General features: G+C 39.3%; 15 protein-coding genes and 3 tRNA genes. 11 read left to right on the forward strand and 7 right to left on the reverse strand.

The features are described from left to right. The first annotated feature begins 174 nt into the window (after nucleotides 1-174). The 4 genes from JCM21531_RS02460 to JCM21531_RS17565 are packed head-to-tail and all read left to right on the forward strand — an operon-like array spanning nucleotide 175 to nucleotide 13,104. The gene (locus tag JCM21531_RS02460; RefSeq protein WP_054846969.1) at nucleotides 175-3,615 is read left to right on the forward strand and encodes an RCC1 domain-containing protein; all 3,441 of its coding nucleotides are present in this window, start codon (nucleotides 175-177) and stop codon (nucleotides 3,613-3,615) included. Further along, nucleotides 3,612-4,988 (forward strand): fibronectin type III domain-containing protein, encoded by a 1,377-nt coding sequence (locus JCM21531_RS02465; protein WP_038287134.1) that lies wholly within the window; start codon nucleotides 3,612-3,614, stop codon nucleotides 4,986-4,988. The genes JCM21531_RS02460 and JCM21531_RS02465 overlap by 4 nt, the downstream gene beginning before the upstream one ends. After that, nucleotides 4,985-8,287 (forward strand): fibronectin type III domain-containing protein, encoded by a 3,303-nt coding sequence (locus JCM21531_RS17560; RefSeq protein ID WP_054846970.1) that lies wholly within the window; start codon nucleotides 4,985-4,987, stop codon nucleotides 8,285-8,287. The genes JCM21531_RS02465 and JCM21531_RS17560 overlap by 4 nt, the downstream gene beginning before the upstream one ends. A 32-nt stretch (nucleotides 8,288-8,319) precedes the next feature. Beyond that, nucleotides 8,320-13,104 carry an S-layer homology domain-containing protein gene (locus JCM21531_RS17565; protein ID WP_054846971.1) on the forward strand — a complete coding sequence of 1,595 codons (4,785 nt, stop codon included), beginning with the start codon at nucleotides 8,320-8,322 and terminating at the stop codon, nucleotides 13,102-13,104. Between the two features lie 281 nt (nucleotides 13,105-13,385). Here JCM21531_RS17565 and JCM21531_RS02480 read toward each other — a convergent pair whose 3' ends face one another. Further along, entirely contained in the window at nucleotides 13,386-13,838 is a 453-nt protein-coding gene (locus JCM21531_RS02480; protein WP_038287136.1) for a hypothetical protein, read from the reverse strand. A 263-nt stretch (nucleotides 13,839-14,101) separates the two neighbouring features. On the opposite strand from JCM21531_RS02480, the gene JCM21531_RS02485 reads away from it, so the two are divergent. The 4 genes from JCM21531_RS02485 to JCM21531_RS02495 all read left to right on the forward strand — a co-directional run bounded on the left by JCM21531_RS02485 (nucleotide 14,102) and on the right by JCM21531_RS02495 (nucleotide 17,137). Further along, entirely contained in the window at nucleotides 14,102-14,602 is a 501-nt protein-coding gene (locus JCM21531_RS02485; protein WP_038287138.1) for a signal peptidase II, read from the forward strand. Nucleotides 14,603-14,823: 221 nt separating this feature from the next. Beyond that, nucleotides 14,824-15,192: a hypothetical protein gene (locus JCM21531_RS20195; protein WP_243467109.1), complete on the forward strand. Its 369-nt coding sequence runs from the start codon at nucleotides 14,824-14,826 to the stop codon at nucleotides 15,190-15,192. A gap of 296 nt (nucleotides 15,193-15,488) precedes the next feature. Continuing rightward, nucleotides 15,489-16,253, forward strand: coding sequence for a TraB/GumN family protein (locus JCM21531_RS20200; RefSeq protein WP_243467125.1), 765 nt, complete (start codon nucleotides 15,489-15,491; stop codon nucleotides 16,251-16,253). Nucleotides 16,254-16,417: 164 nt separating this feature from the next. After that, nucleotides 16,418-17,137, forward strand: coding sequence for an ATP-binding protein (locus JCM21531_RS02495; RefSeq protein ID WP_038287140.1), 720 nt, complete (start codon nucleotides 16,418-16,420; stop codon nucleotides 17,135-17,137). Between the two features lie 23 nt (nucleotides 17,138-17,160). On the opposite strand, the gene JCM21531_RS02500 is transcribed toward JCM21531_RS02495, so the two are convergent. From JCM21531_RS02500 to JCM21531_RS02520, 6 genes are all read right to left on the reverse strand, one after another. Next, the gene (locus JCM21531_RS02500) at nucleotides 17,161-18,978 is read right to left on the reverse strand and encodes an ABC transporter ATP-binding protein (RefSeq protein WP_038287142.1); all 1,818 of its coding nucleotides are present in this window, start codon (nucleotides 18,976-18,978) and stop codon (nucleotides 17,161-17,163) included. Nucleotides 18,979-19,039: 61 nt separating this feature from the next. After that, entirely contained in the window at nucleotides 19,040-21,166 is a 2,127-nt protein-coding gene (locus JCM21531_RS02505) for an ABC transporter ATP-binding protein (RefSeq protein ID WP_038287143.1), read from the reverse strand. A 332-nt stretch (nucleotides 21,167-21,498) separates the two neighbouring features. After that, nucleotides 21,499-21,741: a hypothetical protein gene (locus JCM21531_RS20205; RefSeq protein WP_369347557.1), complete on the reverse strand. Its 243-nt coding sequence runs from the start codon at nucleotides 21,739-21,741 to the stop codon at nucleotides 21,499-21,501. Between the two features lie 98 nt (nucleotides 21,742-21,839). Beyond that, nucleotides 21,840-22,028, reverse strand: a complete 189-nt coding sequence (locus JCM21531_RS20210; protein WP_243467110.1) for a hypothetical protein — start codon at nucleotides 22,026-22,028, stop codon at nucleotides 21,840-21,842. 22 nt (nucleotides 22,029-22,050) lie between these two features. Beyond that, complete coding sequence (locus JCM21531_RS02515; protein WP_243467111.1) at nucleotides 22,051-22,953, reverse strand: tetratricopeptide repeat protein; 903 nt, start codon at nucleotides 22,951-22,953, stop codon at nucleotides 22,051-22,053. Nucleotides 22,954-23,296: 343 nt separating this feature from the next. Continuing rightward, nucleotides 23,297-25,534 (reverse strand): tetratricopeptide repeat protein, encoded by a 2,238-nt coding sequence (locus JCM21531_RS02520; protein WP_038287144.1) that lies wholly within the window; start codon nucleotides 25,532-25,534, stop codon nucleotides 23,297-23,299. Between the two features lie 328 nt (nucleotides 25,535-25,862). On the opposite strand from JCM21531_RS02520, the gene JCM21531_RS02525 reads away from it, so the two are divergent. From JCM21531_RS02525 to JCM21531_RS02535, 3 genes are all read left to right on the forward strand, one after another. Next, nucleotides 25,863-25,939: transfer RNA gene (locus JCM21531_RS02525), tRNA-Met, on the forward strand. A 26-nt stretch (nucleotides 25,940-25,965) separates the two neighbouring features. Further along, nucleotides 25,966-26,040 (forward strand) — tRNA-Glu (locus JCM21531_RS02530). Between the two features lie 6 nt (nucleotides 26,041-26,046). After that, nucleotides 26,047-26,122 (forward strand) — tRNA-Val (locus JCM21531_RS02535). Nucleotides 26,123-26,397: the final 275 nt, after the last annotated feature.

A 26,397-nucleotide genomic window follows, 5' to 3' on the forward strand; every position in this document is an offset into this window, starting at 1 on the left:
CGCTGCATAAAGTTTTACATTTTACTGCACAAGTCAAATCCTATAAGTTAAAATATAGCGGAATATAATATATTTTCATTATTTTTTAAGACGTAAACTTCTAAAGATTTTTTACTGTGTTTAGTAAGTATTAATTTTAAAAATATAAATAATTTTAAGTTTGGGGGTACAAAAATGCTAAACAAAAGCTTGAGGTCAAACTTAGCAATTCTATTGGTTTTTGTTATGGTATTTGGGCAAGTTGTGCAGGTACTCGCAATTGATGAAGCATCTGATGCGGGAAATGGCATTTTAAGCCCTGTATCTATTGAAAATCCAATGGAAACACAAATAAAAAATGATAATGATGGGGCAACAGAAAAAAAGGACAAGGTAGGTGAGGATAATACTGCAACTAATAGTACGTTGTCGCCACAGGATGGTGAGTTAATCAATGAATTCGATGAAGGAAAGGGGGGAGTTTCAGTAACGGAAAAAACCTATGAAGAAGATTACGGGACTGGTAATATAGTGATTTTTAGTTTGGCAGACGATGAGAGTTATATGTTTGAAGACCAAAGCAGTAAAGCGTTTACATCCATATCAACAAGAGGATATCATAGTCTGCAGGTACGTAGTGACGGAGCAATATATGCATGGGGGCGCAATAACTATGGTCAGTTGGGTGACGGAACAAATACCGACAGGACTGTGGCTGTTCAGGTAAAAGACATTCAAGATGTAGTGGCAGTTGCAGCAGGAGAAAGCCATAGTCTGGCATTAAGAAACGATGGAAAGGTATTTGGCTGGGGCTATAATTGGTATGGAGAATTGGGAGACGGAAGCACAACCAGAAAGAATAAGCCGGTACAAGTAGAGGAATTGAGTGACGTGACAGCCATAGCCGCAGGAAGCAATCACAGCCTGGCGCTAAGAAGTGACGGGACGGTATTTGTTTGGGGTGATAACACCTATGGACAGTTGGGAGACGGAAGCACAAAAAATAGCAGCAAACCGGTACAGATAGATGAACTAACCGATGTAATAGGCATAGCGGCAGGGGGATACCATAGTCTTGCATTAAGAAGTGACGGAACGGTATTTGCATGGGGCTATAATAATTATGGCCAGTTGGGAGACGGAAGCACGACAGACAGTAGCAAGCCGGTACAGGTAGAAGGGTTGACTGATGTAATAGGTATTGCGGCGGGAGAATACCATAGCCTGGCGCTAAGAAGTGACGGAACGGTATTCGCGTGGGGTCATAATAGTTATGGCCAGTTGGGAGACGGAAGCACAACGAGAAGCAACAAGCCGGTACAGGTTAAAGGATTAACCGATGTAACAGGCATAGCAGCAGGAGAATTTCATAGTCTGGCGTTAATAAGCGACGGAACGGTATTCGCGTGGGGAAATAACGACTATGGCCAGTTGGGAGACGGAAGCACAACGAGGAGCAGCAAGCCGGTACAGGTAGAGGGATTGGCCGATGTAATAGGCATGGCGGCAGGAGGATACCACAATCTAGCATTAAAAAGTGATGAAACAGTGTGGGTGTGGGGCAGAAACAACTATGGCCAGTTGGGAGACGGAACAAAGGAGACAAGAAAAACTCCGGTACTCTCAAAAGATATACACAAGCCGACAAAGCCGGAAAATCTTTCAGCTGCCGTGGAAGAAGACGGTATTGTACTCAGTTGGAAAGCATCGACGGATGGAGATGTTGTGGCAGGATATGAGATATACCGGGACGGAAAAATGATTGCAACGGTAAAGGATACTGTTTATAAAGACAACGATGTAGAGCCGGATAAGACTCATGTTTATAAAGTAATGGCATATGACTCTTCAGGGAATAAATCGGAAGAAGAGAGCGTTATAATAAATGATAATGAACCACCGTCTATACCGCGGAATTTAAAAGTGGTTTCCCAAACCGTTACAACAGTTTCTCTAAAATGGGATGCTTCTACCGATAATGTATGGGTAGAAGGTTATGAGATATATAGAAATGGAGAAAAAGTCGGTGAGGCAAACCAAACAAGCTTTGATGATTTGACAGTGCCCCACAATTCAACACATACATATACCGTAAAGGCATATGATAAGTCCAAAAACTATTCAAATGAGAGTGATTCGATAAGTGTAACTACCGGTACATTAAAATCAGTACCGTTGGCAGCAGGCCAGGACCATAGCTTGCAAATTTTCAAAGACGGAACAATATATGCATGGGGGCGCAATAACTACGGACAGCTGGGTGATGGGACAAATACCGATAGGACTGTGGCTGTCCAGGTAAAAGACATGCAAAATGCAGTGGCGGTTGCATCAGCAGGAGCTTATAGTCTGGCATTAAGAAACGATGGAACTGTGTGGGGCTGGGGCTATAATTGGCGTGGAGAGTTAGGAGACGGAAGCACAACTCACAAGAATATACCGGTACAGGCAAAGGAATTAAATGACATAATTGCCATAGCAGCAGGAGGCAACCATGGCTTGGCATTAAGAAGCGACGGAACGGTATTTGCATGGGGATATAATCATCGTGGACAGTTGGGGGACGGAAGCACAAGGGATAGTATCAAACCGGTACAGGTAGAGGAGCTAACCAATGTAATAGCTATAGCGGCAGGAAAATCCCATAGCCTGGCGTTAAGAAGCGACGGGACGGTATTTGCATGGGGGTATAATTATTACGGACAGTTGGGAGACGGAAGCAGAACGGATAGTAGCAAACCGGTACAGGTAAAGGAATTGAGTGATGTGATAGCTATAGCGGCAGGAGCATACCATAGTCTGGCATTAAGAAGCGATGGAACGGTATTCGCTTGGGGTCATAACGGGGATGGACAATTGGGAGACGGAAGCAGAACGGATAGAAACAAACCGGTACAGGTAAAGGAATTAAGTGATGTAATAGCTATAGCGGCGGGAGCATACCATAGTCTGGCATTAAGAAGTGACGGAACAGTATTTGCGTGGGGAGATAATTATTATGGACAGTTGGGAGACGGAAGCACGACAGACAGCAATAAACCGGTAAAGGTAAAGAATTTGAATGATGTCATTGCTGTAAGTGCAGGAGATTACCATAGTTTAGCGATAAAAACCGACAATTCGCTGTGGGCGTGGGGAATGAATAGTTATGGACAACTTGGGGACGGGACAAAAGTTCAGAGGAATACACCTGTACTTTCACAAGATACGAACGCTCCTACAGTTCCGGCAAACTTGGTTGCAAGGTCAACCGATACGGAGGTGTCTTTGACATGGACAGCTTCGGAGGACGGCACGGAAATTGAATACATTGTATATCGAAACGGCAGTATATTGGCAACTGTTTCGGAAACAGAATATAAAGATACCGACATAATACCGGGGGAAATATATGTTTATTGCGTAAGGGCAGTTGATGCATTCGGCAACATATCGGAGCCCAGCAATGAGGTTGTTAACGATACCGAACTGCCGACAGCACCGACAAACATTACTGCAGTTTCAAAAACCGTAACAAGCATTACTCTTAGTTGGGAGGCTTCAACAGACAATGTTGAGGTTAAGGGTTATGAAATATATAGAGACGGTGAGCTTTTGGCAACAGTGATACCACAAGCTATACGGACGCAGGATTGAATCCCGGCACCGTTTACGAATATACAATTAGAGCATTTGACACAGGATACAATTACTCGCTTCAATCCGAAAAATTAAGCGAAGCCACTTATAAGGACGAAACAGCACCGACAGTGCCGCAGAACTTAAGACTTTATGATGGAAGCGATACGTTCTTTGCCCTCAGATGGAACGCATCCACAGATGATGCATGGGTGGAAGGATACGAAATATACCGTGACGGAGTTAAGCTGGGAGAGGTAAAGGGCAACTATACATATTATGAAGACAAAACTATAGAGACAGGTGTTACATACGTTTATACCGTAAGAGCGTTTGACTCATCGGGTAATGTATCCTTGGAAAGTGAACCTCTTAAAGTGGCAGATGATTATGGAAATACTTTTAATACAGCTGCAGTTATACAAGCCGGAAGTGAGGTTTCCGGAACATCAATTTACACTTACGATCGTGATTATTTCAGTTTTACCGCACCCGCTGACGGTTTGTATACCATAATATGCAAAGGCAGTTTTAACACCAGTTACAAGTATTTGTATTTGTATGATGAAAATAAAAAAACGATTGGTTATCACAGCACAATATATAACAATGATTTAAAAATTGAACAAAGGCTTTCGGCAAATAAAACCTATTATATAGAAGTTTATTTTGGTTCAACGGGTTCGTATTCTTTGAAAGTTGTTTTGCCATCTGACACTGAAAGCCCGACGGCTTCCGAATTGAAGGTGGTTTCCGCGACAGAAACTACCGTTACCCTTGGATGGTCAGGTTCTACGGATAATGTCGGAGTTGCAGGGTACAGAATATATAGGGACGGTGAAGAGATAAGAGATATTAAAAATTCGGACGGTGAGATGAAATATACCGATACCGGTTTGATGCCGGGACAGACGTATAAGTATGTCGTTAAAGCATATGATTCGTCACAAAACGTTTCAGAGGCAAGCAATGAAGTGACTGTAACAACTAAAGCAGATACAGAGCCTCCATCCGTACCGAAAGGCTTGCGCATAACTAATAAAACAGCCACTTCCATTACTTTTAGCTGGGAAGAGTCTACCGATAATGCATGGGTGACCGGATATGAAATCTATAAAGACGGTAAATTGATTGATACTACGGATAAAAATACCTATACCGACAGTTTTAAAGCTTCAACAACAAGCTACTATTATACGGTAAGGGCTTATGACGTATCCGGCAATAAATCGGATGAAAGCGAGACTGTATTGTGTGATAATACTCCTCCACAGACAGTAAAAAATATAAAAGCCGTATCAAAGACTGCTTCGACAATTGACTTGATATGGGATGTACCTCAGGACAATGCCGGCGTAAGCAATATCATATTTACAGAGACGGCAAAATGATAGGAACTTCACCTGCTTCAAGCTTTACGGATACTTCATTGAAGCCTGAAAGGGAATATACTTATAAAATAAGGGCTGTTGATATATTTGGAAATGTTTCGGAACCAGGAGAAGCAGAGTGTAGGGTAACGACAGAAGCTGACACATTGCCACCTTCCGTACCTCTTAACTTGGGATTGGTATCCAATTCTCCAACCAGTGTTACTCTGGCTTGGACTGCTTCAACTGACGATGTTTTGGTGGCAGGATATTATATATATCGTGACGGAAAGCTGATTGGCACAACCATTTATACTAACTATACCGACACTACTTTGACAGAAACCGAAAATCATGTTTATACGGTCAGAGCTTTTGATGAAACGGGAAATGTTTCGGAGGACAGCAAGGCTGTAGTGCTGGATAGAATTGCACCTTCAAAACCGCAAAATTTAATTTTGGTGGCACGGGGAACAAATGTAATCAGCATTGCATGGGATGCTTCAACGGACAATGTCGGAGTGACGGAATATATTGTATACAGGGACGGAAAAGAAGTGGGAACAACCGTCGAGCCGCGCTTTACGGATACAGGGCTTGAGCTTAATGTGACTTATTCTTACAAGGTTTTGGCCCGGGATTCGTCAAAGAATGTATCGGATGTCAGTGAAAGCATAGAAGTTACTACCACCACTGACAATATTCTGCCTTCTGCTCCATCAGGATTAAGAATGGAAGCGAGAACGGGTTCGAGCATAACGATTGTATGGACTGCTTCATCAGATAACACCGGAGTGGCAGGATATGAGATATTTAGAGACGGACAAAAGGTTGGTACGTCGCCAACAGCGTCCTACACCGATACCGAACTTACAGCCGGCAAAAATTACACTTATACGGTAAGAGCTTTCGATGCTTCAAATAATATTTCGGAAGAGAGCGCTTCCTTTAGTGCGGCTCCTTTAAATCCCGAGATTGTCAGGGTAAGTCCTCAGGATATGGATATATTGGGAGGAGCCGAGAGTAAGGAGCTAAGGGTGTACTTTACCACGAGCGGTAAGAGATGGGTTGAAAAAGCAAAATTTGAGTATTCAGCAGACGGAATCAATTGGGTAACAATTACCGGAAACATAGCCGGTCCTTTTGAGGCGGATTCCTCAACATGGTATTATTCCGTCTTGTGGGATATAAGACCGTTGAAAACGGGTAAATACAATGTTCGTTATTCGGTATATGATGCTGCAGGAGTAGCCAGCAGTGTGACAGTAACTTATGATATTGACAGAGATGTACCTTCGGCACCTCAAAACCTTAAGGCTGAGTCGGTAAACGGACAGGTGGAATTGACCTGGGAGTGTCCGAAAGAAGCTGATGTTGAAGGTTACAGGATATACCGCTCTGCCGGTGATTCGGAAAAGTTTTTACCGATAGAAGAGGTTATAGGGCGTACTGTAAGTGCCTATACGGATATTTCGGTCAAAAACGAAGAAGTATATTACTATAGAGTCACAGCTTTTGACAGATTCAAGCAGGAAAGTCAATCGTCCAATATTGTTTCTGTAAAGGCTTTAGGAGGGGACAGTGTAAGTCCTGTTGTATATTCAATAAAGCCGGAAAGCGGCAAGGCCTTTGGAGCTAATGCTAATGTGACAGTCGAAGCTGAAGATAATGTTATGGTTTCAGCTATAAAGCTGCAGTATTCTTTGGACGAGGGCAATAATTGGATTGATGTGGCAACAAAGCTTACCTATGGCACGGGAAGAGCAGAATTTACATGGGATACACCAAATATAAACGGGGAAATTTTAGTCAGAGCTATTGCAATTGACAGGGCAGGCAATGAAAGCGATGGAAGCCTGACTCGCACATACACTATAGATAGACAGGGGCCTGCAAAGGTTGAAGGAGTCAGTGCCGAAGAATATGCAAACAGTGTTGTGCTGCGGTGGAATATGGTGCCTGACAAGGATTTTGCATATTTTGAGGTGGAGCGTAAGAATACTCAAAACGGAGAGTTTAAAAGTGCAGGCAAAGTAGAAAACAAACTTGGTATGCAAGTTACAGGACTTGATTATGATTCTACATACTGGTTTAGAGTAGTGGCTTATGATATTTACGGAAACAGGGGAACTTACTCCGATGAAATAGAAGTGAACATTTCATCGGATAAAGTACCTCCATACATATCAAAAATAGGACCGAATCCGGGATGTTACAATGATGTAATTCATCTTTATGCACGGGCAAATGACAATGGCGGCATAAAGGCAATTATTTTCCAGATATCTCCCGATATGAATGAGTGGAGCGATGTTACGGTAATTGAACTGGACGGTAAATCGAAAGATGTCACTGTTAATTATGACATGGATGTTTCAGAGCTTGAAGAAGGAAATTACTACGTTAGAGCCATTGCAACAGACAAGGCGGGAAATACGACTCAGAATACTACAATCGTAGAATACATTGTGGACCGTACTGCTCCAAAAAAGCCTGAAAATATGAAAGTTGAAGCAGGTTATTCATACATAACGCTTTCTTGGGATATACCTTTAGATGACGACTTTGCATATTGCAGAGTATATAAAAGCACTAGTGAAGCCGGACCGTATACAGCTATCAAAGAAGTTTACCAGGCTAACTATAATGACAGGGGTGTAAAATACACTGACCATGATGTAATGCAGAATATTTCGTACTACTATAAAGTAACGGCAGTCGATATGGCAGGAAATGAGGGTTTGCCGTCAGAAGTAGTGACTTGTAACCTCCTGAACTATGAAAAAGATACGGAGAACCCCAAAATTCTTGCCATGTCACCTGCAGAAGGAACCATGCTTCCGGCAAATCCGTATATTAGCGTACTGGCAGAGGATAATTATAAGGTGGCAAAGGTTACCCTAAAGTACAAAAAAGAAGGAGACAGTGTATGGACTGTCATTGATGAGAAAAATATTGGAAAATACAGAGAAATAGTGCGTTTTGATTGGGATACCTTCAGTTTGTCCGACGGAAAGTATATTTTGCAAGCTGTGGCTATAGACGAAGCAGGTAATGTAAGTGACGCTTTTGAGGTTACATATGAGCTAAATGTACTTCCTCCGCAAGCTCCGGTGCTTGTTGCAACTCCCGGGGATTTCAAAGTGGATTTGTCATGGACTTGCGGCTTAGAAAGCGACATTGCAGGATTTGTGATATACCGCAGTTTAGTGCCGGGCAGTATGGATGACTATGTATGCATAAATCAATCAAAAGAAAAGTCGTATGTTGATGATAAAGTTGAATACGGCAAAACCTATTACTATATGGTTAAAGCGTAGATATCAGAGGTAACTACAGCTGGAGCAATGAAGTGGAAGCTGCACCGACGGGGGTTGACACAATTGCGCCGGTGGCTGTTGCAGGCGATGAACAGATTGTCATTTTAGGCATGGAAGTTGAATTTGACGCAAGCCGTTCATATGACAATGACCGCATTGAAAGATATGAATGGGATTTTGGAAACGGAAATACTGCAAATACGGCAAGAGCTGCACATACTTATAAAGAGAAAGGAAAGTATATTGTAACTCTTACTGTTTATGACCCGACAGGAAATAAAGCAAGTAGTACAACGACAGTGTATGTGGCATCAAATGATGAGTCATGCGGACTCGAGGTGAAGATTGTTGACGAAGCGGGAGGCAATCCTGTAGAGGGAGCACAGGTTCTGGTTCGATTGGCGGACAATTCGACTAAAGAATTTACTTCAAACAGTAAGGGAATTGTTAAAATGGCCGGGGGAGAAGGAGAATATAAGATATTCGTTTATAAAAACGGTTATAGTGCAGCTTACAATGAAGTTTTACTTGAAAAAGGAAAGCTGGTACAGCTTGAGATTCCAATCAAGAAGGCTGAAATTGTTACCGGAGAATTAAAAGTTGAAAGAATGACATTGGATGAGATCGTTAATGCGGGAATTGATGTGCACGATCCTGAAAATCAATGGGTTTATGAATGCAATATTGTTCTGGGCTTTAGAAAAGTAAAATACGTAGTAAACGGAAGTGGCCGTATATTGTTCGGAGGCGAGGACTCATCCTGGGGTCATTCTTACGGGGATTATGTAATATATCCAAAGGTAGTACCATGCCCTAATCACCCTGAGGTACCGCCAACTGTTTACTATCTAATAATCCCTGCAAAAGCAAGTTGGCTCAAGGAATTCTTTGAGGTTAGCCTGGTTATGCAAAATACTGCTGAGGAAGGAACGCCATTTGAAATTACAAATTCTACGGCGGAGTTGAAAGTGCCCGAAGGCTTGACATTTATGCCGTCAGTCTACTCTTCAAGCACTAAAGTAGAGATGGATACCATTTCTCCCGGGGAAACAAAAGAGGCTAAATGGGTATTAAGGGGAGATATAAAAGGGGAGTACACCCTTCAGGCTGAATTTAACGGAATATTACAGCCTTTTGGAGAACTTATCAATGCGGTTTATACGACGGAAGAACCCGTTAAGGTATGGGGAGATGATGCTCTTGTTATGCGTGTAAAAGCTGAAGAGTATGCATATAAAGATGAGTTATACTTAGTAGAAGTTGAACTTGAAAATGTATCCGATACGGAGCTCTATAATGTAAGTTTTGAATTTAAAGAGGGAGTAAATTACAGACTTTCCGACGAACATCCGACATCACAATTGTTTGAGGTAATCAAGCCCGGAGAGAAAAAGACATTTGATATATGGGTGATTCCCAATTTTACAGGAAAGCTTGATTTAAGTGAGTCATTCATAGTAAAAACGGGCGGGAATGCAAATATAAAAACAACAATTACTTATATTCCTGTTCGAAAGGAAGTAATCAGGGTGGAGACCCAAACAAGCTTTGTGGAAATATCAAAAGAAGGCTATTATATCTATAAGGTTATAGCCAATGTAAAAACTTCAAGAGGCTCTGCGGAAAATGTCAAGGCAAAACTTGAGTTGACGGGAGTTTATGGCGCGGATGATATAGAGATTTTGGGAACGGAAGTACATGATATGGGAAATCTGACATCCGTTTCGGAAAAGCAAGTTGAATGGAATTTAAGATTTAAACCCGTTTTAGAAACTGCCAATATTAATTTAACGGTTAATGTGGCAAATGATATTAAGTTATACGCGACTGCGAACGGCTCAATATCAGTTAAGAAAAATCAGGAAAACGGCGGTGTTGGGTTCAAATATGCTTCGGGTTATGGCGAGGAAGGCAATATGAAAGATTATACGGCAATATGCTATTATGACGATGATTATTTCTCGAAGCCTTCCAATACGAAGTCGTGGAAGGAAAACTACAATCCAAGCCTTGCAACAATGTCATTGAATTTGGCAATGGCTGCTTTCCCGAGCAATGCCAGTGACGACAAAACTTGCAATGCCAAAGCTCTGCTGACTGATTTGGGCTTTAAAGGATTTGAAGCAGATTATCCGGCACCGAGTGTAAATACTATTGGAGTTTTGGCAGCCAATAAAAAAGTAACTTTCGGCAATGACGAGTATACACTTATAGCTGTCGCCATTAGGAGCAGAAGCTATACAAAAGAATGGGCAAGCAATTTTGAAATAGGCTCTGAAGGGGAGCATGAAGGATTCGGCAAAGCAAAAACCAAAGTTTTAGAGTTTTTGAAAGATTATATTGAAGAAAAAAATATCACGGGAGATATAAAACTTTGGATAACAGGATATAGCCGAGGTGCCGCTGTAGCAAACTTGGTTGCCGGTGAACTGGATAAAGGGTTGCATTCCCTTGGAGAAGCTGTGACTCTACATCCTTCCAACATATACGCATATTGCTTTGAACCTCCTGCCGGCGTGTTATTGGCACAGACAAATGATGGTTCGGGCTACAAAAACATATTTAATATTGTTAATTCGAACGATATAGTTACCAAACTTGCACCTTCTGCCTGGGGATTTGGCCGCTATGGTACGGACCTGTATATACCTTCGGCTCTGAATATGAGTTACGGGTATGAAAATGCAAAAGCCAAGATGAAAGAAAAATATGAGGACATTGAAAGTATTAATAATATTAAAAACGATGACAAATATGACATTGACGGCTTTGCTTGGCCTGGAGTTCAAGAAATATTCTTGGATTATGCAATTTCGACAATCTCTAAAGTCTTAATAAATCGCAGCGATTATGTAGAAAAATACCAAGAATCTATTATGAATTCTTTGGCTAAAGACGGCAAAGGTAATTTGCTTGAGCTATTGACTGCTATTCCTTTAGACAAAGAAAATAGGGAAGTTGGTATAGGAATTATCAATACGTTTGGTAAAAACAAAGACAGGATTATGGCAGGGCATTTCCCTGAGCTGTGTCTTGCGTGGCTGCAGTCAATGGATAAAAATTATACTCAGAATGCCGAAGTAAGCTTGAAAAACGGTATGCTTTACAGAATCGTAAAAGTTAACTGTCCGGTGGATGTTAATGTATACAACAATTCAGGGGTATTGGTAGCATCCATAAAATCTGACGAACCGCAGAGCATTAACGGAAGTACTATTGTTTCGGCCGTGAACGAAGATGGAGAAAAGATTGTTTATATTCCCGCAGATGCCGATTACAGCATAGAAATTATTGCGTCCGACAAAGGCACAGTTACTTATTCGATAAATGAATTTAGCGGACTTATTGGAGATATTACAAGAATAATCAATTATTACAATATTGGTGTTAAAAAGGGAGACGTATTAAAAGCAGTGCTTCCTGCATACAGTGAAAACGACTATGAAACAAATGCGGTAAACGGTTCTTCTGCCAATTACACATTAAAGGGAGCAGATGACAAGGCAATTGCATCTGATGTGGAACTTAAAGGAAAAGATGCATCCGATGCTTGGTACATGGTTAATGTTCTGCCCAATAATGTCGGTTACGGTATGGTTGCAGGCCAGGGAATTCGTTATTTGGGATACTACGCAAAGGTAACGGCGCTTGCATATGACGGGTATAAGTTTGAGGGATGGTATATCGGCGATGAATGTGTATCTACCGACAAGGATTATCGTTTTTGTGTAACAAAGGACGAAACACTTATTGCCAAGTTTGTCCCCGATAATAAGGAACCGGGCGGTTCAACAGAACCTGGCGGACAGACGGAACCCGGTGGAACGACAGAACCCGGTGGCTCAACACAGCCTAATGGCCCGTCAGAACCTTCACAAAATAATGGTGGTAGCGGAAGTGGAAATGTACCCGTTTTGCCGCCGGAATCCGCATCAAAAAGCAATAATGCGAATATTTCAAAGCTTGCATTTAGTGAAGGTAAAATTACTCCTGACTTTGATAAGAGTAAAATGGATTATGAGTTGTTGATAGACGAAGGCTTAAAAGAAATACGTATAACTGTGGATTTGGAAGACGAAAAAGCAAGCATGACAATTCAAAATGTAAAAGTAGACGGAGATGTTAAGGAGCATACATTGAAGTTATCTGACAAGCAAGAAAGTATAGTAATTAAAGTAACTGCCGAAGACGGTACCAATAAGACATATACTGTAAAGTTGGTTCGTTATGTCACTGAAACTGAACCTGAAATACCGGGTGCGCATGTTACGGACATTGACGGACATTGGGCGAAAGAAAGTATTGTTGCACTAATCCGGAGAGGTATATTGGCCGGATACACAGATAATACTTTCAGACCGGATAATAAGATAACAAGGGCTGAGGCGGCTGTCCTGCTGGTAAAACTTTTTGAAATTAAGCCTAAGGAAGATAAAAAGCTCATGTTCAGTGATGAAGAGCAGATTCCGGAATGGGCATATCCGTATATAGCCGCGGCAGTCGAACACGGTTGGATTAAAGGATATACCGACAATACGTTTAAACCGTCGAACTATATTACAAGACAAGAGTTTGCGGCTATGTTTGTAAAAGCAATGGGCTATGATAATTTGGAAGCTAAAGCTACCGGCTTTGCGGATGACAGTGAGATAGGGTCTTGGGCAAAAGGCTATGTGGCAAAAGCAGTTGAGCTTTCGCTTATCTCGGGTTATCCTGACAATACTTTCAGGGGTAACGGTAATATAACAAGGGCGGAAGCATCCGCAATTGCTAAAAAGTATCTAGATATAGCTGAGACAGCAAAGGGCGCTGACTAAGAGATAAAAAGACGAAGTGGAATATTTAATGAGGTAAGGGGAGTAAAAACGGGTTAACGTGACTTCATAAGAAAGAGAAAAGTAAGTGGTAAGATGAGTTGCACAAGTTATAATGGGCTGTGAGTACAGCCCTTTTTTCTTCTTTAACGGGAAGCAACATAAGGTTTGAAGACAAATCCACACAGTAGCATTAATTATAATTACTTACTTTAAATAAAAAGTAAGGAATATAATTTTGGTTTGACAATGGACAAAATGACAGCATTGGTAATATTGCTTTTTCATAAAATCAAATAAACAATACTATATAAACCGACTATCAAAAATACCACTCCGATGAACAAAGAGAACCAATCGGTTTTCCTTTTTACTTTTTTTTCTTCTGTTTTTTTATCTTTAAAAAATACAGTTTCAATGTTATTGTTTTCATTTAAAGTGATATCAACTTCCATTCCTTCATAGATATTAAAATCCATATTTATTGTCGGATAGGAAAAAGCATTTATAGGAATTTTTCCTTGGCGTTTCTTTCCTTTTACATAATAATCAACGGTGATTATTTGTGAGTTTTCATCAATATTACTGATTACTCCGCTGTGTAAATTAAAAAATTTATAAAAATCAAATTTCATAATAAACTTGCGAAGAGGCTTAGTCAAATCAATATCAAGTGCATAACAAATAAAAAAGATGCCAAATATTATGGTGGATGTTACACCAAAAAAAATATTCATGTTCTCCTCCTTTTGCAGAGCAATTATTTATTTTTGACATGAGTTTTTATATTATATTAAGTCTGATATTGCCAGTTTATGTCTATTGAGTATTTATGTTATTGATGTTGAATAATTGATCTATATAAAATTATACCATATTAAAAAGTATATAAAAACTGGACTGTATATGGGTTTTCTGTTATTATTATAAATGTAAAAACACAGAAAATCTCAATAGAAGAACGTTTTAGAAAGTAATTGAAAATTGAGAAGAAGGTTAAATGTTAATTATATTTTTGCTTGTAGCATTTGACCAAATAATAAAATACATAATATATATTCATTTTATGGATGTTAGAATACAACTCTTTAATGGATTCATAGGCTTTCTTCCATTGATTAATAGAGAAGATATGTCGATATTTAATAAAGAATTAGGTATGGGATTGAGTAAATCTGTTTTAATAATTATTAATTTTTCAGCACTGATTATTTTGATTTTTTTGCATTATCGTTTTTATAAATTGGGATTTTTAAATTTTCATTCAAAATCAATATACATAATGTTTATATCGGCAAGTATTTGTTCACTTGTAGATAAAATAATGCTGGGAGGAAGCTTGGATTATATTTTGGTAAATGGAACAGTATTTGATTTAAAAGATGTTTATCTTTCAATTGCGTGTGTATATATGATTGTATATGCAATTAAAAACTCTTCTTCTTCACGGAGTTTAAAAGATGATATAATGCTTTTGAAAAAAATATTGGGATTAAAATAGTTGGTTTATATTCATCGATGTAATTTGCTTTTGTTATGCTATATGAAAACATATAATTGCAGATACTTTGATAAAGGAATATTAAAGGGCTTGTATTTATTATTGGAAAAAATGATTTAATAGACTAATGAAATTAGTTTCCAAACCATGATTAGTTAAAAAAAACGTATCATGGCTTTACAATAAACTAAAAGACATATGTCGAAAGGAGAGTCATTCAAATGAAAAAAACAGCAATGTTAAAAGCGATTGCAGCAACATTAATTCTTGTTCTTTCACTGCAAGTATTTGTATTCGCGGAAGAACAGCCGCAGCTTATATCGGCACCCGTTGAGCAGCCGGCTGCATGGGCGGTAGAAGCTGTACAATGGTCGGCATTATATGGCCTGGCATCCGATGAAATGTATGCAAAGTACTCATCCAAAGTGACCCTGGAAGAGTTGCATAAGGTTTGCGAAAATCTTTATGAAAAATTAATGGGTAGTGCAGTTAACTCGGAAGAAGAAAAACTTTTTGCCGGTACCGGCGAACTTGCAGCGCAAAAAGAAGCAACAAGGCTGGAAATGGTCACGGAGTATACAATGTCTTAAAGGCCGCACAGCCGGAATTTGATTTTAGCTCCAATATAAATCTCACCTTCAAGGATATTGGATCATTATCTGAAGAATCACTGAACATTGTAAAGTATTCCGTTGCAAAGGGAATATTACACGGAAGGAATAAAGAAATTCTCGACATTGAAAGCCAATGCACAAGGCAGGAACTTCTGGTATTTATAAAAAATGCTTATGAGTTTGCCATATATGAGTCGGGAAGAGATTCAAAAGGTGCCTTCTGGAAAGTAAGTGATGAGGACAGCACCGTTTACCTCTTAGGTTCAATACATATTGCAGATTCAACATTGTATCCGTTATCAAAAGACATACTGGGTGCCTATGACAAATCTGATGTTTTAGTTGTTGAGGCAGATGTATCAAATCAAGAAGAAGCAGCAAGATATATGCAGCAAAGGGCCATGTATGAAGACGAAAACACTCTTGATAAAAACATACCTGAAGAACTTTATCAAAAATTCGTAGAGTTTATTGCTCCTTATGGAATTCAAGAGGAAGTATACAACAAGTTAAAGCCTTGGTATGCGGCATTGCTGGTTCAAAACCTGCAGCTTATGGATAACTCATATAGCGGAAGTTTGGGAGTAGACATGTATTTTCTTTCAAAAGCAGCAGGTCAAAAAGACATTTTGGAAATAGAGGGCGTTAAGTTTCAGGTAGATATGTTTGACTCTTTCTCAAATGAGCTTCAATGTCAATTCTTAGCTTCAACTTTGGGTTCAAGCGAAGGAAATGAAGATACGGAGACAACAAACATAGAGTTGATTGCCTATATGTTAAAGTGCTGGAAAGAAGGAAACACAGCAGAGCTTGAAAAAATGGTTAAACCTGAGGGCGAAGTTGAAGGAGACCTTAGAGAGTTTAATGAAAAAATGTGGACATTAAGGGACAATAATATGGCAGAAAAAGTGAGAGAGTACCTTGCCGATCCTGAAAACAAAACTTATTTTGTAGTAGTTGGAGCAGGACATATGGTGGGAAGCAGCGGAATTGTTGCACAATTGGAAGATGAATATAAAGTAGAGCAAATTAAATAATAAACAATAATAACCGAAAGCAGCAGGATTCCAGAGAGACTTGCTGCTTTTTTTGCATCTTTCTGCGGGAAATGGTGGGCAAAATGATAAAATAAAGGAGATAAATTTTCTCTGTCGAATAAAAATTACTGCTGCTTAGGATGAATAAGAAGGGGTGTATATGAATGCAAGCATCGGAAAACGCCATGGGATTTGGAACCAGAGACATTATTAAGTGCAAAAATGTTGAACCGTCCCACAAAATGATTGCTACGGCAGAGCTTATGGCTGCAGCTATCCATGACCTTAAAAATCCGCTTGCAAGTATAAGAGGATTGGGGCAACTGGGTATGCTTACGTCTTCATCGAAAAAGGAGCGGAGTTATTTTGAAAGGATAATAAAACAGGTTGATTCATTAAACACCTCAGTAATTGATTTGTTAAGTGTTTTTAAGCCGGAGAAGAGTGTCAGAGCGAATCCATCGTTGATAGTAAAAGAAGTATTAGACGGGTTGCGGGCAACCTGTGACATAAACAATATTAAATTGGTCTTCAGAGCAGAATATAAAGGAGAGATAAATCTTCATATCAAGGTGTTTAAGAGAGCTGTAGAAAATTTGGTCAGAAATGCTGTTTTGGTATTGACCAATGGTGGCAAAATTGAAATATACACCGGTGAAAATGACAATTACTTTCTTATGTCAATTAAAGATAATGGACCGGGTATTCCGGATGATATGAAAGAGTCGGTATTTCAGCCGTTTGTCTATCAACGGAAGGATGGGACCGGTCTGGGATTGTTTATGGTTCAGCATGCAATTGCCGAGGTCCATGGGGGAAAGATTTGGTTTGAAAGTGAATTGGGTAAGGGAACAACATTTTATATCTCGTTGCCCAAAGATTAAATAGTACAAAACAAAGACAGGTTTTAGCCTGTCTTTGTATCTTCAAACTGACTGTTGTACAAATTGGCATAAAATCCGCCCTTGGCAAGGAGCTCCTTGTGGTTGCCCTGTTCTACGATATCACCGTGATTCATTACAAGAATCAAATCGGCATCGCGGATGGTGGAAAGACGGTGGGCAATTATAAAGCTTGTGCGGTCTTTCATAAGGTTATCCATGGCTTTTTTTATCTGCAATTCCGTACGGGTATCAACAGAGCTTGTAGCCTCATCAAATATCAGAATTTTTGGGTTTGCCAGTATTGCCCGCGCAATGGTAATAAGCTGTTTTTGGCCCTGTGATATGTTGGAGGTTTCTTCATTAAGTATCATATTGTAACCGTCGGGCAGGGTGTGAACAAAGCTGTCCACATGGGCTGCCTTGGCAGCGGCAATAACTTCTTCATCGGTTGCATCAAGGCGGCCGTAGCGTATATTTTCCATTATACTGCCATTATACAGCCAGGTGTCTTGAAGAACCATTCCAAACATCGAACGCAAATCGTTTCGGGTAAATTCCTTGATGTTATGACCGTCAATAAGGATTGCACCTTCATTTACGTCATAGAAGCGCATCAGGAGTTTTACCATGGTGGTTTTTCCGGCTCCGGTAGGGCCCACTATGGCAACTTTCTGCCCTTTCTTCACAGAAGCTGAAAAATTATTGATGACGATTTTATCGGGATCGTATCCGAAGTGGACATTTTCAAAATCAACATTTCCTTGAATATTATCAAGATTTATCGGTTTACCCGTATCTGCGATTTCTTCTTCCTCATCAAGAAATTCAAATACACGTTCTGCGGAGGCAGCAGTTTGCTGAAGTATGTTTGAGATATTTGCAAGCTGAGAAATAGGCTGGGTGAAATTTCGCACATAAATAATAAATGCCTGAATATCACCCACGGTAATAGCTTTTTTTACTGCGAGGTATCCTCCCAAAATACATATAAATACATAGCCGAGATTTCCGATAAAGACCATAATAGGCATCATAATACTGGAAAGGAACTGAGATTTCCATGCTGACCCATAAAGTAGGTTGTTGGATTTCTCAAACTCCTCAATGCTTTTTGCTTCTCTATTAAAAGCTTTCATTACCAGATGTCCGCCGTACATCTCTTCAACATGGCCATTTACACGTCCCAAGTAGTCCTGCTGCTGCTTAAAGTATTTCTGGGAAAAATTTACAACAAAGGCAATTAACAAAAAGGATACAGGAATTATCAGCAAGGCTACAAGAGTCATTTGCCAACTAATAAGAAGCATCATAATCAATGTTCCTATAACGGTGGTGGCCGATGTTATAATTTGAGTCAAACTTTGGTTCAATGTTTGGCTGACGGTATCTACGTCGTTGGTGACACGGGACAGGACTTCTCCGTGGGTTGTTTTGTCAAAATATTTTAGAGGCATACGATTTATTTTTTCGGATATATCTTTTCGGAAACGATAGCTTATTTTCATTGAGATTCCTGACATAATCCAGCCCTGGATGTAGGAAAACAGTGTACTTGTAACAAACAGTGAAAGAAGAAAAATAAGCTTTTTTCCGATATAATTAAAGTCTATTCCGTTTCCGGTACCGCTTAGTTTGTTGATAAAGCCGTCAAACAGAGCAGTGGTAACCTGGCCCGTAATATTAGGCCCAATAGTATTAAAAGTAGTGCTGACGGCAGCCATGATGAATGCAGCTATTATACTGGGCTTGTGGTTGCCGAGATATTTTAATAGCTTTTTGATAGTATCTTTGAAATTTTTGGCTTTTTCCCCACGAAGCATTACGGCGCCGGGACGGTGCATACCGCCCCTGCTTGGTATCTGCCTTGCAACGGAGAATTAACCGGTTTTCTATTTTCCCTGCTCATGCCAATTCCTCCTTAGAGAGCTGTGATGAAACGATTTCGCGATAGGTATTACAGTTTTTAATCAGCTCATTGTGAGTACCTATTCCCACTATTCTTCCCTCATCGAGAACGATTATCTGTTCTGCATTCTTGATGGTTGAAACCCGTTGAGCTACAATAATAACAGTGCTTGATGCGGTATGTTTTTTCAAGGCTTTTCTTAAAGAGGCATCTGTTTTAAAGTCTAAAGCTGAAAAGCTGTCATCAAAAATATAGATTTCAGGTTTCTTAACAATAGCACGGGCGATTGACAATCTCTGTCTCTGGCCGCCGGATACATTTGAACCGCCTTGGGAAATCTCACTTCTGAAGCTGTCGGGCTTTTGAGAAATAAATTCTATAGCCTGAGCAATTTCACAAGCTGTGCGTATTTCATCCTCGATGGCATTTTCGTCCGCATACTTTAAGTTGGATTCAATGGTTCCGCTAAACAGCATACTCTTCTGAGGTACATAGCCTATATGCTCTCGAAGTTCATGCTGCGGTACGTCTCTTATATCTATACCGTCAATTAGAATTTGACCGGCCGTCACATCATAAAATCGAGGGATTAAGTTGACCAGAGTCGTTTTGCCGGCACCTGTAGAACCGATAATTGCAGTGGTTTGACCGGGTAGTGCCGTAAAACTAATGCCTTTTAGCATATCCTCGTTTGCTCCGGGATACCTGAAGGATACATTTCTAAACTCAACAATTCCGTTTATTTTCTTTTCATAGTGTTTTGGTGATACGGGATCGGTAATTTCGGGGTTTACATCCAAGACCTCAGCAACACGCTGTGCCGATACGGATGCTCTTGGCAGCATGATAAACATCATTGACAGCATGAGGAATGAGAAAATTACCTGTGCCGTATACTGCATAAATGCCATCAAATCTCCTACCGGCATGTTTGCATTGGCAATTTGGTGCGCTCCTATCCACATTAAAAGCACTGAACCACCGTTTATTATTAAGGTCATGGAAGGAAACATAGTTGCCATGACACGATTTACAAACAGATGTGTGTCCGTAAGCTCCTGATTTATCCTGTCAAAGCGCTTTTCTTCAAACTTTTGGGTATTAAAGGCTCTTATTACCATCATTCCGGAGAGGTTTTCCCGGATAACGAGATTAAGCCGGTCAACCAGTTTTTGAATAGCTTTAAACTTTGGAACGGCTATAGAGAAAACTATGAGAATAAGCCCCAAAACAACAATCACTGCAAGGGCAATCATCCATGACATTGACGGGCTTTTGTTTATTGCCAGAATGACTCCGCCTATTCCTGTGATAGGAGCGAATAAAACCATTCTTATAGTCATGAAAACCAGCGTCTGAATCTGGGTAATATCATTAGTTGTCCTTGTTATAAGTGAAGCTGTGGAGAATTTATCAAACTCTAAATTGGAAAAGGATTCAACCTTTGTAAATACATCTTTTCTTATATTTTTTGCAACTCCTGCAGCAACTTTTGAGGAGAGAAGACCTACAATAATAGTGGCTGTCATACCTACTAAAGTTATTAATAGCATTATAAACCCGGTATTTAAGATATAGTTTCTTTGTATTTTCGAGATGTCCATGCCCAAGGCCTCATACTCTGCACTGACTAATGAGACTGAGGCTTGATTTTTCATGCTTTCATCCAAGTTTTCATATTTTTTATTTTCGTTTATTGATAACTCATTTTTGCTTTTTTCGGACATACTTGCAGCAAGGAGAGCTTTGCTAAATATCGGATTCAACAATTCTAACCGGGATTTATCTACATTTTTTATCACAAAAACAGGTTCATTGCTTAGGGCAGGGTATTTCTTTATGTATTTATCAAAATTCATACCGGATTTGTCGATCAAATCATAACATTCCAGAACTTGCTCTCTTTCCTGCGGAGACATAAATTGTGCAATCTCATCCATTTTACTTTTCCTTATTGCATCAGGCACAGAACTTTCAATGCCTGCCTGCTGTATGCCGATATTTACAATGTCGGACATGTAATTTGGCAGGGAAAGGTCAGTAAGAGCTTGTATAAACAATAACGCAATTGCGGCAATTATATAAAAGATAAATGGTTTTAGATATTTGACTAATTTGAACACAACGGTATCCTCCCCTATTTCTCAACTAAAAACTTTGGCATACAAAGTATTTTACTATTGTTATTTTACCCCTGTCAATATAAGTCACATTCAGTTTGCATTATAGAAAAGAAAGAAGATAAAAATGAAGAAGTAATCAAAAATAATATAAGATTTTTTGATTAAACCCCATAATAATTTTAATTGGTACCGAAATAATATATTGGCAAAAAGATAAGCGTTTGATTAAGAAGTAGCAATAGTTTGGTATGAAGGTATGAAAAAGGTATGAAAGTAGAAGAGAGGCTCATTATTGAGCCTCTTTCTATGTAAAAAATTATTTTTGCATTGTCTTAGGCAATAAGCGATATCAAAATATTTGGAATGAGCATAGCAACAGCAATACCATATATCAAATCCAGCCATATCACTGAGCCTATGGCGCACAGGTAAATTAACCCTACTAAAGGAGCGGTGAGAATTTTTACAAGCATTGGCGTATCCGGATGTTTTACTGCGCTCCATATGTTGGCGGCATCTCCTGTGCTCGGGAAAGAGTGCATTGCTATGGATATTCCCAGCCACATCAATACCATGTCGAAAATATCCGGACTGTCAAACCGGAAATAAGGGATAGAAGCTGCTGAAGCTATGATTGCACCAACTAATGTATTTATTATAAACGGTCCTATGCCTATAAGAATATTTTGCCAAGCTTTTTGGGTGGCTCATGCACAACATATCCGCTGGGGTTGCCTACTCTAAAGTAACAAACATCCAGCACTGCAACCTTTGAGAGGCGGCAGAACAATTGATGTGCCATTTCATGTACTATCACCCCGGGAAAAGTCAGAGTCGAAATAACGAAACCTGGTATCAGCATAAAATCAATTCTCCTCCAAAATTTATTTTCTCCACTCCAATTCTCCGTTGAATATGGAAGTGAGCAAATTAATTGTGTAGGCATCTTTGTATATGCCGTTTTTAAATGCTTCAAACATTTCGTCTCTCTCTTTAGGCATATTATTATAATGGTATGCCAAAGCCATATTGGCCATTGAAAGGGGATTGGTTTTATCGAGATTATATGTTTTGGTAGCAAGTTCTAACCCTTTCTTGACATCTCCAAGTTTGAGTTCGGCTCTTACATAGTTTCCTAAAGCAGTAGTGTTTTGCTGGTTGTCCGCCAAAACCTTCAAGCAGTGTTGCACAGATTTGTTATAGTCTCCTTTTTCGCAGTATATTTCCGCGAGAAGAAGATGACCGAAGTAAAAATCATCATATTGGGCAACAACTTTACTTATAAGCTGCTCTGCTTCATCATACTTTTTAAGTTCAAATTTTTTGTCTGCAAGATAATAGGTTGCGCAAACATCATCAGGATAATAGTCTAAATATTCGGTAATTGCTTCTACAAGTATTTCGGTATTATCATAATACTCTAGCAGCGTGGTGTAAAAACTGTTGCTTTGAGGATAATAATAAGTATTAATTTTTGAGTATATTAAATTTGCAGTTTCTACCAATTCTGAATCCGATTCTCTGCCTGAAATAAGGGCAAAAGTGTCGTAAGCTTCGTCAATTTGCAAGTTATAATACTGGGCAAGAAACAGTTTCGCAAGTACCAGAGTGGAATCGGAGTACTTCTCTGCTGCCTTCTTATACTCCTTAGCTGCTGTAATATAATTTTTTTCTTTTGCAGCTTTTTCACCTCTGCTAAAAGCAACTGCACCGCTTACAACAGAAGGAAGCCTGACAAGAGAAAAATGGTTGCGGCAAGTATAATTAATGAAAAAATTTTTATCCATAAAGGAAAGGGGCGTTTTGAGAGTTTATCTCTGCAATCTACGCACAAATCAACATTGTAACCTTCCTCTATATCAGGGCTTGAACAATATTGACACGCTTTTATTGTCTCAGGCGCTTGTGTACTTGAGATGTAATCCTGGTTTTCATAATTATTTTCCATATAATTCCCCCTAAAACAAGTTGTAATAGGTAACAATACGATATGGCTTTGAGAGGAAGAATAAGTGCGGCATTTACTTAAACAATTGTGATTATTGCAAAAGACAATACTGTGAATATGTTACTATTACTATCTAATATAATGAATATAGCATAAAACAGCTGTAATTTCAATAACCATACTTATTTCGATGCTTGGCGCTTAACTTCGTTCATATATGCAGTATCGCCGGAGCCTCTTACATATACGTCAGGCACAATTCTTTTACCCATAATGTTTTCTTCCATGACATTCCAATAGAAGCTTACCAGATAAACTACATATTTTTTGGCCTTGTCTTCATATACCAATTGCCCGACGCCTTTACCCACAGTCGGATGACCGATTATGACAACGTTATTGAGGTACTTTTTAAGACCTAAAGCAAGAATTTCCGAGCTGCTTGCAGAATATTCATTTACCAGAACAAGAATCTTTTTAAACTTAATCTGGGCGGCATCGGAATAGTATGAATACATATATCCGTCTCTGTAGACTATATAGCTTGTAGTACATGACGGCAAAAGATAGTCTAAGATGTCTGTTGATGAAGTTGTAAGTCCTCCTAAGTTATCCCTCAGGTCAATAACTAAAACTTTATCCTCAGGATTTTCTATGGAATCGATTATTTCTTTGAATTCCCAGCTGACACTTGCAGTAAAAGAATTAATCTTTATGTAGTGTATGTTTGGTTCAAGTTGTTGTGAAGTCACTTGCGAAATACTTTCCTCATATTTTAACAAATCGTATTCATTCCCGTGAATCACGAAAGTAAACACATCGTCTTTTTGCCTAATGCTTTCTATAAATTTGCATATATCGTCTATACTGACTTCGCCTTTAGCTTTGAATTCTTCTGCAATGGCATCAAAGTTTGCTATTTTGTCGTAGTATAAGTAATTGTCTTTGACAAAGTTAACTATTCGCTCCGATTCGGGAAGTTTTTGCTTGTCCAGCTCAGACTTAAGGTATTTGACACCTTCATCGTCGGCAGAGATTTTTGCCGCTTTTTCGGCATATTCGGATGCTTTTTCATAATCTTGAAGGGTGTAGTACTCCCAGGCAATAGAAGTTATGATGCCAATATTTTCTGGATTTATTTCATGTGCCTTTTTATAGTATTCGATAGCTTTTTCCGATTCCTGCTGCACGCTATAGCAGTCTCCGATATACCAGGGAATATCCTCGGAATTCGGGAAAATGGATTGAGTATTTGCGGCAAATTCTATACACTTTTTATAATTTTTCTGCTGGTACAGGCAATAAATTTTGTTAATATAAGAGTCTTCGTAGAGAGGGTCAACTTCTATTGCTTTATCAAAATGCTTTAATGCTTCCGAATAGTTATATTCATACAAATATGTTTTACCTTTCATGTCGTGAATGGAGGCATCTTCGGCAAGAGCCAGAAATTCATCGCATAATTTCCTGGCCTCTTCGAAATCTCCCTTTTCACTGAGGATTTTAGCCTTACATATATATGAATCGGGATAGGTGTATTTTAACTGAATGGCTTTGTCACATTCTTTGAGAGCCTCATCATATTTTCCTAAATAATAAAGGGAAGTGGCTTTGCAAACGTATGCATACGGTTCTTTAGGATATTTTTTGATTGCAGTATCAAAGCAAGCAATTGCTTTTTCGTACTCTCCAAGTTCATTGAGGCAATAACCTTTTGAAGTTATGGCATCCAGATAATCGGGCTCAATTTCCAGTGCTTTGTCTAAAAGCTCTATGGCTTCTTCTGTTTTACCGGTTTCGAAAACGGTGAGAGCTTTGTTGTAGTAAACGTAAAAATCGGTTGGACAAAGTTGGATTGCTTTATCGTAGCATTTTATAGCTTCGTCTGTTTTCCCGAGAGCTTCAAGGGCATAACCCTTGTTTGTATAAGCAGAACTATTTCGAGGGTTAAGTTCGAGTGCCTTTTCGGCATATTGAATTGCTTCTTCAAATCTTCTGAGGTTGTTCAAGCCATATGCCATGTCGTTTTGGTAAACACTGTTTGATGGCTCCAGTTCCATTGCTTTTTTTAAGTTTTCAAAGGACTCCTCATACCTTTCGAGATTGGCTAGAGTAATACCTTTGGCATTATAAGCTTCAGCCGAATTTCCGTTGATTTCGATGGCTTTATCGAAAAACTCCAAGGCTTTTTCGTATTTTCCCAAAGCATCAAAGGCACGGGCTTTACCGATATAGGCTTTATCACTGTCGGGATTTAGTTCTAAAGCTTTGTCATAATACTCTATTGCCTTTTCGTACTCTCCTAAATCAAATTCCGAATCGGCAGTTGAAAGATAAAATACTGAGTAAATAGAGTTGGCGCATGAAGTAAAAAGTCCGATTCCAATCACTAATATGAAAAGCAAAAGATGTTTTTTCACTATAATCCCCCATTTCCAATAAATCAAATAACCGATGCAAAAATACAAACCCCTCGGGATAAACCTTCGAAACTCGCGGGTTTGACGTATCCGAAGGGAATTTGGTAACACGTTAGTGTGGACATAATATACCTTATTACTACATTATACCATATTATATACTTAAACTCTATACTATTGTAAGCATACCAAACTAAAACCGTATTCCATAAAAATACACAAACTTTTATTAAAAATATGCTTGACATTTTATTAGTCTATTGCTAAAATAGTAAAGCGTGCTGGACATGGTTTTTTAAGTTTCAGTACGATGTAAAGTGTATTATATGGCGGCGTAGCTCAGTTGGCAAGAGCATACGGTTCATACCCGTAGTGTCGTTGGTTCGAATCCGACCGCCGCTACCACTAAAAATATTAAATTGTTTAAAGATGGCCCATTGGTCAAGCGGTTAAGACACCGCCCTTTCACGGCGGTAACAGGGGTTCGAGTCCCCTATGGGTCACCACTTTAAGGGCGCTTAGCTCAGCTGGGAGAGCATCTGCCTTACAAGCAGGGGGTCATAGGTTCGAGCCCTATAGTGCCCACCATAACGTTGTACATTATTGTACAACCGTTTTTTGCGTGCTCATGTATCGAATCGGCAAAATTTAGTTTTGAAGATAAAAAGTTTTTGACGAAATATTACATTATTATCGAGAAAATATAGAAATTCATACTTTGATGAAAAGTTTCATTTATTTACGTGAAAGTTTATCTAATGTAATCCCCGGTTGTGTTTTGAGAATAGATGTCAAATTAATTTTTAAACTTCCCTGCTAAAATCGACATTGATTTTCGGGGCACTGTTTTATAATCAGTTCTG

The sequence above is a fragment of the Acetivibrio straminisolvens JCM 21531 genome (assembly GCF_000521465.1).
In the GTDB taxonomy this organism is placed as follows: Bacteria; Bacillota; Clostridia; order Acetivibrionales; family Acetivibrionaceae; genus Hungateiclostridium; species Hungateiclostridium straminisolvens.